Origin of the sequence: Nocardia sp. NPDC006630 (assembly GCF_040611495.1) — a bacterium.
GTDB lineage: Bacteria > Actinomycetota > Actinomycetes > Mycobacteriales > Mycobacteriaceae > Nocardia.
This window is the reverse complement of record NZ_JBEXOK010000004.1, coordinates 397,158-410,242: the sequence shown is the minus strand read 5'-3', so window position 1 is coordinate 410,242 and position 13,085 is coordinate 397,158. Positions and strand designations below refer to the sequence as shown.

The window sequence follows — 13,085 nt, the reverse complement described above, 5'->3', positions numbered from 1 at the left end:
CCGGTACCCCTGACAGTGGCACCGGCGCGCGGCGCTGCCCCGGCCAGTGGTTGCGGCCCGGGGCACAGCCCATGACTGGGGTATCCCACCGGTTGCCAAAGGGCGACTCACCATTCGATATTTGCACGGCGAGGCAGCACCGGCGCTGGCAGTGAAGTTCGGAGCGAGTTCGCCGCAGAATCAGGAGCAAGACAATGGCCATCACTTCGCGCACCATTCGGATCGGCGAGCAGTCCTATCCGTATTCCTTCGGCGAGGATTGTCTCGCTGAAATAGCGGAGGGCATTGCCGGAATGGCGGCCGACAAACTGGTTTTCGTGACCGACGATCAGGTGCTGGGCCTGTACCGAACGGTCATCGAGCGGCTGGCCGGTGATACTCCGTCCTTCACGCTGACCCATCGTGCGGGTGAATCCATGAAGACGCTCGCATGCCTGACGGAACATATGGAGAAGGCCTTGCGCTCGGGGATGACCCGGCGCTCGATGGTGGTGGCCTTCGGCGGTGGCGTTCCCGGAAATCTGGCCGGGCTCATGGCGAATCTGCTGTTCCGCGGGGTGCGGCTGGTGCATGTGCCGACCACCACCATTGCCGCCATGGATTCGGTGCTGTCACTGAAGCAGGCGATCAACAGCCCGGTCGGCAAGAATCACATCGGCACCTATTACGCGCCGACGGCCGTGTATGCCGATGTGCGGCTTTTCGAGACGCTGCCGGAGGCCGAACTCCGTTCGGGCTTCTGCGAAATGGCGAAGAATTGCCTTGCCATTCGGCCGGCGGCGCTGGAACCGTTGCGCGCCATCATCGCCTCCGGCTCCCTGGCCGCGCCGAAGGCATTGACCTGGCTGCTGGATGCGAGCATCGATGCCAAATCCGCGGTGACACAGGATGATACGTTCGAGCGCCGCGCCGGATTGGTCCTGGAATACGGCCACACCGTCGGGCATGCCATCGAAATCTGCGATCACCGGGTGCGCGGTGCGGCGGGTATTACGCACGGCGGCGCGATTGCGGTGGGAATGCTGGTGGCAGCGCATATCTCGCATGCGCGCGGGTGGCTGTCCGACGACGAGGTGAGCGTGCACTACGAAATCGTCGCCGGGCTGGGCGTCGAGCCGTGGCTGCCGGCCACGGTGCAGGTGGCCGATGTGCTCGGGGTGGTGGAGGAGGACAACAAGAAGGGCTATCTCGACGCGCGGCCGGGCTCGGTGCCGTTCGTACTGCTGCGCAGCCTGGGTCGGCCGGCCACGACCGGAAGCCTGCCGCTGGTACAGGTTTCGGTAGCGGAGATCCGCGAAGCGCTGGAGGTCATAGCCCAGCCCTCCCCCGCCTCCCCCGCGGTCGGCATCCACTGATTCGGCGAGCTCGGTAGGAGATTCCATGCTTGCTGTTCATGGCGGGGCGCCGGTGCGTGGCGGGGTGTCGTGGCCGCAGTGGCCACAGTACGACGCCGATACCGAGGCGGAACTGCTTGCCGCGCTGCGCTCTTCGCGCTGGTCGGTGAGCTGGTACAGCCCGGCGGGCGGGAAGTCCCGGGAGCGGCTGTTCGGGGAGGCGTTCGCCCGGTACAACGGTGCGGCGTTCGGGGTCAGTGTCGACCACGGTTCCAGTGCGCTGGTCATCGCACTGGAGGCCCTGGGCATCGGCCCCGGCGATGAGGTCATCGTGCCCGCCGTCACCTGGGTCGCGCCAGCCACCGCGGTGCTGCGGGCCGGGGCGCTGCCGGTGCTGGTCGATGTCGATCCCGAAACCGGCTGTCTCACCGCCGATCACGTGTACGCGGCGGTTTCCGGGCGCACCCGGGCCGTGATCGCGGTGCATCTGGCCTGCACCGTGGCGCCGATCGACGAGCTCGCCGAATTGGCCCGCGAAATGGGCCTGGCATTGATCGAGGACTGCTCGCAGGCGCACGGGGCGCAGTGGGCGGGCCGGGCCGTCGGCACCTTCGGCGATATCGGGGTGTTCAGCCTCGGTGCGGCCAAAACCCTCGCGGCAGGTGAGGCCGGGGCGGCGATCACCGACAGTCCGGAGCTGTACCGGCGCATGCTCATGCTGCGCGCCGATTCGCGCGGATACAGCGCGCACGATCCGCTGCCCGGCGAATACGAACTGGTCGAGCTCGGCGAGATCATGGGCGGCAACTACTGCATGTCGGAGCTGACCGCCGGGGTACTGCTCGATCAGCTGCCACGGCTGGACGCCCAGCACGCGCACCGCGAATCCCGGACACGGCAGCTGGAGGCCGGACTCGCCGCGATCCCGGGCCTGACGCCGATTCCGGTTCCGGCACAGGTGAATCGGCGCGCCGTCTACGAGTACGGGCTCCGCTTCGACCCCGGCACCTTCGGCAATGCCCCCATCGAACGGGTCGCCGCAGCCCTCACCGCCGAACTGCACACCAGGGTCTACCCACCCCGAATCCCCCTGCCCCGCAGCAATCTCCTCCGCCCCCACACCAAACCCCGCTTCGCCGCCACGTGGAACACCGCCCGCGCCACCGACCGCCCCTTCCCCGGCGCAGACCACTACTGCGACCACACCCTCCTCATGCACCACAGCGTCCTACTCGGCGACCCCCGCGACATCCACGACATCCTCACCGCCCTGGACAAAGTCCGCACCCTCGCGCACACCCTCACACCAGCTGACACCTCAATCCCAACTACGTAATCGGCACAGCCATGTCAGGAGCACGCAACACATATCAGGGCTGTTCGACGTGGAGAGATGCTATGGCGTCCGGAGGCACGCGGTGGTCCCCGACGACCTCTGTGCCCCTGCCCTTCGGCAGGGGCACAGCGCTGCGACCGTTCGGACGACGCCTGTTCTCAGGGAACGAGGATTTCGAGGGCTCCCGGATGGGCGTGGAAGGTGGCGGGGAGCAGGCCCGCCGGATCGCCGTCCGCGGTGGCGGGGGCGTTCGGGGCGGTCAGGGTGAAGCTGGCGGCGCGGTACTGGGTGGCGGCGGGGTGGTCGATGCGCTTGCCCGAGGAGAGGGCGGGGAGCAGGCGGAGCAGGTCCAGGCGGGACATGGCGCCGACGACCGTCAGGTCCAGGAGGCCGTCGTCGATGACCGCGTCGGGGCAGATGAGCATGCCGCCGCCGTAGGTGCGGGTATTGCCGACCGCGACCATGATGGCGTCGAGTTCGACGATCGTGCCGTCCGGGTGGTCCGGGGAGCCGTGCAGTTCTACGCGGTACGGGACGGCGAGTTTGCCGACCAGTTCGAGCAGGGCGGCGACGGTGTAGCGCATGGGGCCCTTCGGCCAGCGCAATTCATTGGCGCGCAGGGTGACTCGCGCATCGAAACCGGTGCCGGTGACCGTGGCGAACCACATGGGCACGGTGGCGTCCTCAGCCTGTACGGTGCCGAGGTCGATGGTCCGGGTCCGCCCGCCGAGTACTACATCGACGGCCGCGGTGGTGTCGTCGGGGATGGCGACCTCGCGGGCGAGGTCATTGCCGGTGCCGCCGGGCACCAGTCCCAGCGGTACGCCGGTGCCGACCAGAGCCTGCAGCACCACGCAGGTCAGGCCGTCGCCGCCCGCCGCGATCACCGCGTCCGGGCGGGTCTCCGGATTGGCGAGGGTGTCCCGAACCTGCCGTTCGGTATCGGCCGCCGAACTGCCGCGGATCTCGGTGACATTGACACCGCGCGCCGCGAACCGGTCCGCCGCGTCGATCCCGACCTGTACGCCCTTGCCGTGACCGGACAGCGGGTTGGTCACGAGCACTATCGAGTGGATCTCTCTCACGGAATCAGCTTCCCAGGGTTCAGGATTCCGGCGGGGTCTACGGCAAGTTTGACCGCACGCAGCACCTCGACGCCGAGGTCGCCGATCTCGGCGGTCATCCACGGGCGGTGGTCCGCGCCGACGGCGTGGTGGTGGGTGATGGTTCCCGAGGCGGCGACGATCGCATCGCCCACGGCCCGTTTCGCCTGCGCCCATTGGGCGATGGCATCGTCGGCCTGCTTGGCGACAATGGTGAAGTAGAGCGAGGCGCCGGTCTGGTAGGTGTGCGAGATATGGCACATGACCAGGGCGGGGGTGCCCTGCGCGGTGAGTGAATCCGTCAGTGCGGCGGTGACTTTCGCCTTGAGATTGCCGAGATTGGACCAGCTGGTGGCGGTTTCGAGGGTCTCGCAGAGAATTCCGGCGTCCAGCAGCGCATCCCGCAGGTACGGGGCGGAGAAGCGGCCGTGCTCCCATTCGCGGGCGGGCGTTTCGCCGAGTGCGGTGCCACCGGCGGCGGCGAGCAGGTTGGAGGCTTCGGTGCTGCGGGCCGCGACATGTGACGCACTGCCCTCGAAGGTGGTGATGGCCAGGCAGCCGCCGACCGTACCGCCGCCGATATCGCCGGCGCGGGCCAGATTGAGTCCGGTCTCGGCCTCATCGGACAGTCGCATGACGGTGGGGTTCGCGCCCGCCTGGATGACGGTGCGCAGCGCGTTCGCGCCGGTGGCGAAGTCGGGGAACGACCAGGCGCGATAGGCGGTGGTCTCCGGGATCGGGTGCACGCGCAGGGTGACTCCGGTAATGATGCCGAGGGTGCCCTCCGAGCCGGAGAACAGCTCGCGCAGATCGGGTCCGGCGGCCGAGGCGGGGGCGCGGCCGAGGTCGAGAGTGCCGCTGGGCGTGGCGATTCGGAGGCGCTGGATCATATCGTCGAAGCGCCCGTAACCGGCCGACGCCTGGCCCGAGGATCGGGTGGCGGCGAACCCGCCGATGGTCGCGAATTCGAAGCTCTGAGGGAAGTGCCCGAGCGAAAGTCCGTGCTCGGCAAGCAGTTCCTCGGCACGCGGGCCGGTGATGCCCGCGCCCAGTGTGGCGGTGCCGCTGATCGCGTCGACCTCGGTGAGGGTGTCCAGGCGGTGCAGATCCAGGGCGATGACCGCGGCGAAAGTGCCACGGGCCGGGTCGAGTCCGCCGACGACGCTGGTGCCGCCGCCGAAGGGGACCACGGCAATCGCTCCGGCACTGCAGTATTCGAGCAGCGCGGCGACTTCGTCGTGATCGCCGGGGAAGAGCACGGCGTCCGGAGCGTCCTGCGGCTCGGTGGCGCGGCGGCGCAGCAGATCGGGGGTGCTCTTGCCGCCCGCGTGGCGCAGCCGATCGCGGTGGTCGAGCGATACGTTCTCGGAACCGACCACCGCGACTAGCCCGGCATGTTGATCCGGGGAGAGCGCGGATTCACGTAGCGGCACGTCGCCCTCATCGCGACGGGTCGCCGCGTCCGCGGACACCCCGAATACCTGCGTGAGCAATCCCCGAATGGTTTCGGGCAGCGGTTTGTGTCCGGACGGGTCGCCCCAGGCGTCCCACACCATACTCGCGCGGGCCTGCGGCTCGCCCGGGTTTCCCGACGAAGCGGATGCTGCTCGTGTGTCGACCATGCGTTACAGTCTGACATAGAATGTCAAGCAGTAACGAACCCTCCCTACCGATGGTGGCATCCATGGCTTCGACCGAACCGTCCTCCGCCGTCGACCGGGCGATTCTCGATGCGGCGCGCGCCTGCGTGGCCGAATTCGGCGTCCGGCGCACCACGCTCACCGAGGTCGCGCGCCGAGCGGGCGTCAGTCGCCCGACCGTGTACCGGCGCTGGGCCGATACCGGGTCGCTGGTGGCGGATCTGCTGGTGCGCGAATTGCACGAGATCATTGCCGATGCCGTGCCCGCGGGCGGCAATGCCCGGGCCCGGCTGGTGGCCGCGATTGTCGGCGGCGGGGCCATGATGCGGCGGAATCCGCTGTTCGCCAAGATCTTCCGGACCGATGCCGATGTCATGCTCACCTATGTGTTCGAGCGACTCGGGCGCAATCAGCGGGCGCTCATCGGGATGTTCGCCGACGGCATTCGAGAGGGCCACCGCGACGGGTCCATTCGGCACGGCGATGCCGAACGGCAGGCCGCCATGCTCCTGCTGCTGGCGCAATCGGCGGTGCAGTCGGCGGGCACCGTCGTCGACTTCCTCGACTCCGATCATCTCGATATCGAACTCACCCGCGCCATCGACGGATATCTGGCGCCGGGTCCCACGGAATCTCAGCGAAAGGTCTACTCATGAGCGGCATTTCGGCTCAGTCCAGCTCGGCGCTCAATGCCGGTCGGCGGCAGCGGGAACTGCTCGCGCTCGGCGCGGGCGGGACCATCGACGTGCTGGTGATCGGCGGTGGGATCACCGGTGTGGGTGTGGCGCTCGATGCCGCCTCGCGCGGACTGCGCACCGTGCTGGTGGAGAAGCATGATCTGGCCTTCGGGACCAGCCGGTGGAGTTCAAAACTGGTGCACGGCGGGCTGCGGTATCTGGCCGGCGGCGGGGTGGGCATCGCCCACGAGAGTGCGGTCGAGCGCGATATTCTGCTGACCCGGACCGCACCGCATCTGACCCGCGCGCTGCCGCAGGTGGTGCCGCTGCTGCCGAATATCGGTGTGGCACAGAAGCTCCTGGTGCGCGCCGGATTCCTGGCCGGAGACGTCTTGCGGCGCACCGCGGGTACGGCGGCGTCGGTGCTGCCGCGGTCGCGGCGAGTGGCGGCCGCGGAGGCGCTGCGGCTCGCGCCGACGGTGCGGCGTGCCGGATTGCGCGGCGGACTGCTCGCCTGGGACGGGCAGCTGGTGGACGATGCCCGGCTCGTGGTGGCGATCGCGCGTACGGCGGCGCTGCACGGCGCGTCGATCCTCACCCGGGTGGAGGCGAGCGAGGTCAGCGGCACCACGGCGACGCTGCTGGATCGGCTGACCGGCGAAACCCTCTCCATCACAGCTCGTTCCGTCATCAATGCGACCGGGGTGTGGGCTGATCAGGTGGATCCGAGCATCGAGCTGCGGCCCTCGCGCGGCACCCACCTGGTATTCGATGCCGCGGCCTTCGGCGGGCTGACCGCCTCGCTGACGGTGCCGATTCCGGGCAGCACCAGTCGATTCGTCTTCGCCTTCCCCGCCGCGCACAATCGCGTGTACCTGGGCCTCACCGATGAGGAAGCGCCCGGCCCGGTGCCGGATGTGCCGCATGCCACCGAATCGGAAATCGACTTCCTGCTCGACACCGTCAATACGGTGCTGCGAGAGCCGCTGACCCGCAACGATATTCGCGGCACCTATGCGGGCCTGCGGCCACTGCTGCGCACGGGTGACAACAGCACCGCCGATATCTCCCGTGAGCACGCCGTCCTCACCTCCCCCACCGGCCTTATCACCGTCGTAGGCGGCAAACTCACCACCTACCGCAAGATGGCCGAGGACACCGTGGATGCCGCCATCGCGCACGCCCACCTCACCGCCGCCCCCTGCCGCACCCGCGATCTCCCCCTGATCGGCGCGGTCTCCGGCGCGGCCCGCGACCGCATCGAAGCCCCCACCCGCCTGGTCGAGCGCTACGGCAGCGAAGCCACCACCATTCTCGAACTCGCCCGGCAACATCCGGAACTGGCCGAGCCTGTGGCCCCCGGAATCGACGTCATAGCAGCCGAATTCGCCTTCGCCACGACCCACGAGGGCGCCCTCGACCCCGACGATCTCCTCGACCGCCGCACCCGCATCGGCCTCGTCGACTCCGACCGCACAGCAGCCACCCCGGCCGCCGAAGCCGCCTTCACCCGCCCCGCCCGAGCCGAGTAGCGTCGCCGCGCGCTCACGCGCGATGACACAGCCCGCGAACGAACCCACCATGATTCAGTGCGCGGGAAGGGCGATCGGATCGGAGGCGGCCCCCGATCCAGTGGTCGCGCTCGCATCGTCTCGATGCTGGAGGGCCACACGTGGCGCGGCCGCATTCCGAACCGCTCTGGTCACCGCGCCGTCGGTGGCGGGGCGGGGCTACCCGCCGCCGACGACGTTGCAGCCGGAGCCGGTGCTGAAGCCGGTGCCGACGGTGAGGTCGATGTAGGGGACGACGTCGCCGCCGCGGGCCGGGGTCTGCTGGATGATCTGGAGGCGATGGGCTCCGGGGGTGGCGGGGGTCCAGTTCGCTATGGCGAGGCTGCCGGAGGGGGTGGCCACGCCGAAGCGGATGCCGTTGTCGTAGAAGCCGACCGGGGTGGAGGGGTCGTCTACGTAGGCGTCGACCGGGTAGGTGCAGCCGGTGCCGTAGTTCGTCGCCGAGCCGAAGCTGAGGGCGGGCTCGACGCCCACCCGGGTGGCGGTGGCCCCGGCGGGTGCGGCCAGCACGGTGAGCGCCGCGGCCATGCCGAGTGCGGCGGCCACCGGTGCCGCCTGCCTGTTCCTCTTGCTGATGCCCATAGGGTGCGGTCCTCATCGGCACTGCCGGAACCGAATGCACCGGCACATTGCCTCGATCCTCGCTCGCGATCCGGCGCTTCGGGGACTATTGCCGGAATCTGGCGTGTTCCGCACCCCGCAGCTCCGCACAATGCACCGATTCCGGACAGATCCCACGCGCGTGTGAACGGTCCTATGCTTGGCAACGATGTAATGAGCGCCGGAGTAGGAGGCGCGGATGGGGCGGATTCCGACCACTGTCGGATTGACACGCGGGCCAGGGCTGGTCGCGCGGTTCGGAAGTGTGCTTATTTTCCTGGCCGCCGAAAGTCCGTCGACGGAAAGAATTCTCGGGGCGGCCGAGACGGCGTCGACCGCGTCCGATCCGGGCGTGGCCATTGCGCAGCGGCTGGCTGCCGCGGTGTTCAGCAGCGGGAATGCGCAGCCACCGGCGTTCGGGGTGGTCGCGCCGACGACCGGCGGCATGCTGGTGCTGCTGCGTGGCGCGGTACGGGCGGTGGTCGACGGCCCGGAAGGCACCCGGCAGCTGTCCGGTGTGCGCGCTATGACCTGGGTCGATGAGATTCTGCGGGATCCGGTGCGGCGGGTGACCGTGGTCGGCGAGACCGAGGCCGGCGCCGAGATTCCGCATACCGATCTGCGCTCGGGTGTGGCGGCCGCGGGCGGGTTCGTGCTGCATGCACCGCGCACCGGCGTCACCCCGCCGCTGCGAACCACGAATACGGGATCGTCGAAAGCTGTTCAACCCGAGACTCATCCGGCCACGCCCACCTCCGGGGTGCCGCCCAGCGATGCGACCAAGCGTGTTGCGGTGCCCACTCCATCACATACGCGGTTCTCCAGCGCGGGTAGTGCGGAACCGCTCCGCCGCGAATCCGCTGCGCCGGAGAAACAACCGGCGGGCGCGCTCGATCTCACCAAGAAGCCGCAGCGTGACAGCGTGCCGGAGCGCGCGTCCCCCGGCGCCGAACCGCGACCCGACCCGGCAGACCAGCCGCCGACGGCAGCATTCAACTCGAAAGCCGCGGCCACAGAGGAAGCCGGGGGCACACCGGCGGCCGTCGACCCTCTCGACCCACCCACCGAGAAGGCCGGGGCACCCGGCGCAGCCTCGACCGCGGCGGACCCGAGACCTGCCTCGCCCGATGCGCAGCCGGCCGCGCCACGGGTGATGCCGCTCGCGGCGACGCCGGAACCGGAGACCGACAAGCTCGGTCCGCCCCACGGCGCGCTCATCACCGTGGACGGCGCCATCTATCCGATGGACCGGCGCTACGTGATCGGACGCGATCCCATGATCGACGATTCGGTCCGCCGCGGCACGGCCGTCCCGATCGTGATCCCGCGCGACCGCCACGTATCCCGCATCCACGCTTATGTTTTCATCGAGAACGGCATGGTCCTCGTGCGCGATGCCGCGACCCCCGGCGGCACCTTCGTGGCCGCCCCGGGCAAGGACTGGATACGCGTGGGCCAGCGCCCGTCCGAACTGAAGGCAGGCTGGAGTGTCCGCGTCGGCGACCGCATTCTCACCTACCACCAGGACCGCCGCCGCTGACGGCCACCCTCCGCCCGCGGTGACCGCTGCTGACACCCGCCGGTGACAGAGCGCGGGGCGTGCGCGGGCACCGCCGCGCTCTGCCTACGATGCGGAGGACCTACTGGGACACCCCGCCCGCCGCAGAGGAGAATGGTCGCTATGCATCGTGCCGCGCCGAAAAAAGACATCGATGAGGCCGCGCTGACCGTGACCGCGCCGAAAACCGCGGCAGCGGGCGTCAAAGCGGTGACCGTGGCCCTGGAGCGCGCCGTCGAGGAGATGGGTGTCGTCCGCACGGCCCGCACCCTGACCCGGGTCAATCAGCGGCACGGGTTCGACTGCCCGGGCTGTGCCTGGCCGGAACCCAGCGGCGCCCGCCGACCCGCTGAATTCTGCGAGAACGGCGCGAAGGCGGTGGCCGAGGAGGCGACGCTGCGCACCGTCACCCCGGAATTCTTCGCCGCGCATTCGATCGCGGACCTGGACGGCAAGTCCGGCTACTGGCTCGGGCAGCAGGGCCGCATCACCCATCCGATGGTGCTGCGCCCCGGCGACACCCACTACTCCCCCATCGCCTGGGACGACGCCTACCGGCTGATCGCCGACAACCTGCGCGCCCTGGCCTCCCCCGACGAGTCGGTGTTCTACACCTCCGGCCGCACCGCCAACGAGACAGCGTTCCTCTATCAGCTGCTGGTGCGCAGCTTCGGCACCAACAATCTGCCGGACTGCTCGAATATGTGCCACGAATCCTCGGGCACCGCGCTGACCGCCTCCATCGGCATCGGCAAGGGTTCGGTGACGATCGACGATTTCAAGAAGGCCGATCTCATTATCGTGGCCGGGCAGAATCCCGGCACCAACCATCCGCGCATGCTGTCGGCGCTGGGTGAGGCGAAAGCGCACGGCGCCAAGGTGATCGCCGTGAACCCGCTGCCCGAGACCGGGCTCATCGGCTTCAAGGATCCGCAGACGCTCAAGGGCTTCACCGGCGGCATCAGCATTGCCGACGACTTCCTGCAGATCCGGCTCGGCGGCGATATGGCGCTGTTCCAGGGCCTGGGCAAACTGCTGTTCGAGGCCGAGGACCGCAAGCCGGGAACCGTGGTCGATCACGACTTCGTGAATGCGCACACCGCCGGTTTCGCCGAATACGAGAAGCAGATGCGCGCGGTCGATCTCGGCGTGGTCGAGGAGGCCACCGGCCTGACCCGCGCGGATCTGGATCGCACCGCCGCCCTGCTGGCCGAGTCCGGGGCCGTGATCATCTGCTGGGCAATGGGTTTGACGCAGCAGCTGCACGGTGTGGCCACCATCGAGGAGGCCACCAATCTGCTGCTCATGCGCGGCATGATCGGCAAGCCGGGTGCGGGCGTCTGCCCGGTGCGCGGGCATTCGAATGTGCAGGGCGATCGCACCATGGGCATCTGGGAGAAGATGCCGGACGCCTTCCTCGACGCCCTGGACGATCGGTTCGGCATCAGCAGCCCGCGTGAACACGGCTGGGACACAGTCAATTCCATCCGCGCCATGCGAGACGGCATCGGCAAGGTGTTCTTCGGCATGGGCGGCAATTTCGTCTCCGCCACCCCGGATACCGAGGTGACCGAGGCCGCCCTGCGCAATTGCGATCTCACCGTGCAGGTTTCGACGAAGCTCAATCGCAGTCATGTGGTGCACGGCCGGACGGCACTGATCCTGCCGACCCTGGGACGCACCGATGAGGATATGCAGGGCGATGCGCGCCAACAGGTTTCGGTCGAGGATTCGATGTCCATGGTGCATCTGTCGACCGGTCGCCTGAAGCCGGTCAGCACCGAACTGCGCAGCGAGGTCGCCATTGTGTGCGAGCTGGCGCAGGCGCTGTTCGGGCCGGCGCATTCGGTGCCGTGGGCGCAATTCCAGCGCGACTACGACAAGATCCGGGATGCCATCGCCGCCGTGGTGCCGGGCTGCGCCGACTACAACACGAAGGTGCGGGGCCGCAACGGTTTCCAGCTCCCGCATCCGCCGCGGGACTCCCGCGAATTCCGGACCGATACCGGCAAGGCCAATTTCGCCACCAACGATCTGCACTGGCTCCCGGTCCCGCAGGGCCGCCTGATCCTGCAGACGCTGCGCAGCCACGACCAGTACAACACCACCATCTACGGCTTGGACGACCGCTACCGCGGTATCCACAACGGCCGCCGTGTGATCCTGGTGCATCCGGAGGACATCGCCGAATTCGGTTTCGCGGAGGACGAACTCGTGGACGTGATCTCCGAGTGGACCGACGGCACCGAGCGCCGGGTCGAAGGCTTCCGCCTGGTCGGCTACGCCACGCCGCGCGGTAACGCCGCCGCCTACTATCCGGAGACCAATCCGCTGGTCCCGCTGGATCATGTTGCGCTGCGGTCGAATACACCCGTCTCCAAGGCGGTCACCATCCGCCTGGAACGCCACACCCATAGGACGTCGTGAGCCGAGTCACCGCCCGCCGCCCCACCCTGCGCATCTCCCCCGCCGGAAATATCCAGCGACCCGACACCCTGGTGGTGGAGGAGCCGCTGGAGATCCGCACCGGCGGTGAATCACTCACCGTCACCATGCGCACACCGGGCGCCGATATCGACCTCATCCACGGTTTCCTCTTCGCCGAGGGCATTATCGGTGAGCTCGAGGACATCGTCACCGCCCGCTACTGCGCCGGCACCGACGAGAACGGCCAGAACACCTACAACGTGCTCGACGTGCAATTGCGGCACCCTGTCCCGGTCACCCCGCGCAGCTTTCTCACCAGCAGCTCCTGCGGCCTCTGCGGGAAAACCGCGCTCGACGAGGTCCGTACGCGCACCCGCTACCCGCTGCCCGCGCACGGCATCTCGATCTCCCTCGACACCCTCGCCGGCCTGCCCGGCGAACTCCGTTCCCGGCAAACGCTTTTCGACGCCACCGGCGGCCTGCACGGCGCGGGCCTGTTCACCCTCGACGGTGAGGCCCTGGTGGTGCGCGAGGATGTGGGCCGCCACAATGCCGTGGACAAGGTCATCGGCTGGGCCCTGCGCGAAAACCTGCTCCCCGCACACGAACTGCTGCTGATGGTCAGCAGCCGCGCCTCCTTCGAACTCGTCCAGAAGGCGGTGATGGCCGGAATCCCGTTCCTCGGCGCGGTCTCCGCTCCCAGTTCGCTGGCCGTGGATCTGGCCGCCGAAGCCGATCTCACCCTGGTCGGTTTCCTGCGCGGCGAAACCATGAACGCCTACACCGGCATCCACCGGCTGAAGGTCTGACCTGGCCGTAACCGTTCGACCGCACACCTG

Annotated in this window: 10 protein-coding genes; 7 read left to right on the top strand and 3 right to left on the bottom strand. The window is 68.7% G+C overall.

Annotation, left to right across the window (positions count from 1 at the left end):
* Positions 1–194: 194 nt before the first annotated feature.
* Together ABZX86_RS13655 and ABZX86_RS13650 are read left to right on the top strand one after the other, a co-directional pair.
* Complete coding sequence (locus tag ABZX86_RS13655) at positions 195–1,355, top strand: 2-deoxy-scyllo-inosose synthase (protein WP_355123286.1); 1,161 nt, start codon at positions 195–197, stop codon at positions 1,353–1,355.
* 25 nt (positions 1,356–1,380) lie between these two features.
* Positions 1,381–2,670, top strand: a complete 1,290-nt coding sequence (locus ABZX86_RS13650) for a DegT/DnrJ/EryC1/StrS family aminotransferase (protein ID WP_355123284.1) — start codon at positions 1,381–1,383, stop codon at positions 2,668–2,670.
* A gap of 158 nt (positions 2,671–2,828) precedes the next feature.
* On the opposite strand, the gene ABZX86_RS13645 is transcribed toward ABZX86_RS13650, so the two are convergent.
* Both ABZX86_RS13645 and ABZX86_RS13640 read right to left on the bottom strand, forming a co-directional pair.
* Positions 2,829–3,755, bottom strand: coding sequence for a YegS/Rv2252/BmrU family lipid kinase (locus tag ABZX86_RS13645; protein WP_355123283.1), 927 nt, complete (start codon positions 3,753–3,755; stop codon positions 2,829–2,831).
* Positions 3,752–5,329 carry an FAD-binding oxidoreductase gene (locus ABZX86_RS13640; RefSeq protein ID WP_355123829.1) on the bottom strand — a complete coding sequence of 526 codons (1,578 nt, stop codon included), beginning with the start codon at positions 5,327–5,329 and terminating at the stop codon, positions 3,752–3,754. The genes ABZX86_RS13645 and ABZX86_RS13640 overlap by 4 nt, the downstream gene beginning before the upstream one ends.
* Before the next feature lie 128 nt (positions 5,330–5,457).
* Between ABZX86_RS13640 and ABZX86_RS13635 the strand changes: the two genes are divergently transcribed.
* Both ABZX86_RS13635 and ABZX86_RS13630 read left to right on the top strand, forming a co-directional pair.
* Positions 5,458–6,069, top strand: a complete 612-nt coding sequence (locus ABZX86_RS13635) for a TetR/AcrR family transcriptional regulator (protein WP_355123281.1) — start codon at positions 5,458–5,460, stop codon at positions 6,067–6,069.
* Positions 6,066–7,622: a glycerol-3-phosphate dehydrogenase/oxidase gene (locus ABZX86_RS13630; protein WP_355123279.1), complete on the top strand. Its 1,557-nt coding sequence runs from the start codon at positions 6,066–6,068 to the stop codon at positions 7,620–7,622. The genes ABZX86_RS13635 and ABZX86_RS13630 overlap by 4 nt, the downstream gene beginning before the upstream one ends.
* A gap of 198 nt (positions 7,623–7,820) precedes the next feature.
* On the opposite strand, the gene ABZX86_RS13625 is transcribed toward ABZX86_RS13630, so the two are convergent.
* Complete coding sequence (locus ABZX86_RS13625; RefSeq protein ID WP_355123277.1) at positions 7,821–8,243, bottom strand: hypothetical protein; 423 nt, start codon at positions 8,241–8,243, stop codon at positions 7,821–7,823.
* 217 nt (positions 8,244–8,460) lie between these two features.
* Between ABZX86_RS13625 and ABZX86_RS13620 the strand changes: the two genes are divergently transcribed.
* From ABZX86_RS13620 to fdhD, 3 genes are all read left to right on the top strand, one after another.
* Complete coding sequence (locus ABZX86_RS13620) at positions 8,461–9,801, top strand: FHA domain-containing protein (protein WP_355123275.1); 1,341 nt, start codon at positions 8,461–8,463, stop codon at positions 9,799–9,801.
* 141 nt (positions 9,802–9,942) lie between these two features.
* Entirely contained in the window at positions 9,943–12,246 is a 2,304-nt protein-coding gene (locus ABZX86_RS13615) for an FdhF/YdeP family oxidoreductase (RefSeq protein ID WP_355123273.1), read from the top strand.
* On the top strand, positions 12,243–13,055 hold the full coding sequence (fdhD, locus tag ABZX86_RS13610) for a formate dehydrogenase accessory sulfurtransferase FdhD (RefSeq protein ID WP_355123271.1): 813 nt from the start codon (positions 12,243–12,245) through the stop codon (positions 13,053–13,055). The genes ABZX86_RS13615 and fdhD overlap by 4 nt, the downstream gene beginning before the upstream one ends.
* Positions 13,056–13,085: the final 30 nt, after the last annotated feature.

Excerpts from the sequence above, each read along its gene's own strand:
- ABZX86_RS13630 (WP_355123279.1), top strand. The coding sequence starts at position 6,066 with ATGAGCGGCATTTCGGCTCAGTCCAGCTCGGCGCTCAATGCCGGTCGG.
- ABZX86_RS13655 (WP_355123286.1), top strand. The coding sequence starts at position 195 with ATGGCCATCACTTCGCGCACCATTCGGATCGGCGAGCAGTCCTATCCG.
- ABZX86_RS13635 (WP_355123281.1), top strand. The coding sequence starts at position 5,458 with ATGGCTTCGACCGAACCGTCCTCCGCCGTCGACCGGGCGATTCTCGAT.
- ABZX86_RS13625 (WP_355123277.1), bottom strand. The coding sequence starts at position 8,243 with ATGGGCATCAGCAAGAGGAACAGGCAGGCGGCACCGGTGGCCGCCGCA.
- ABZX86_RS13640 (WP_355123829.1), bottom strand. The coding sequence starts at position 5,329 with ATGGTGTGGGACGCCTGGGGCGACCCGTCCGGACACAAACCGCTGCCC.
- ABZX86_RS13615 (WP_355123273.1), top strand. The coding sequence starts at position 9,943 with ATGCATCGTGCCGCGCCGAAAAAAGACATCGATGAGGCCGCGCTGACC.
- ABZX86_RS13620 (WP_355123275.1), top strand. The coding sequence starts at position 8,461 with ATGGGGCGGATTCCGACCACTGTCGGATTGACACGCGGGCCAGGGCTG.
- ABZX86_RS13650 (WP_355123284.1), top strand. The coding sequence starts at position 1,381 with ATGCTTGCTGTTCATGGCGGGGCGCCGGTGCGTGGCGGGGTGTCGTGG.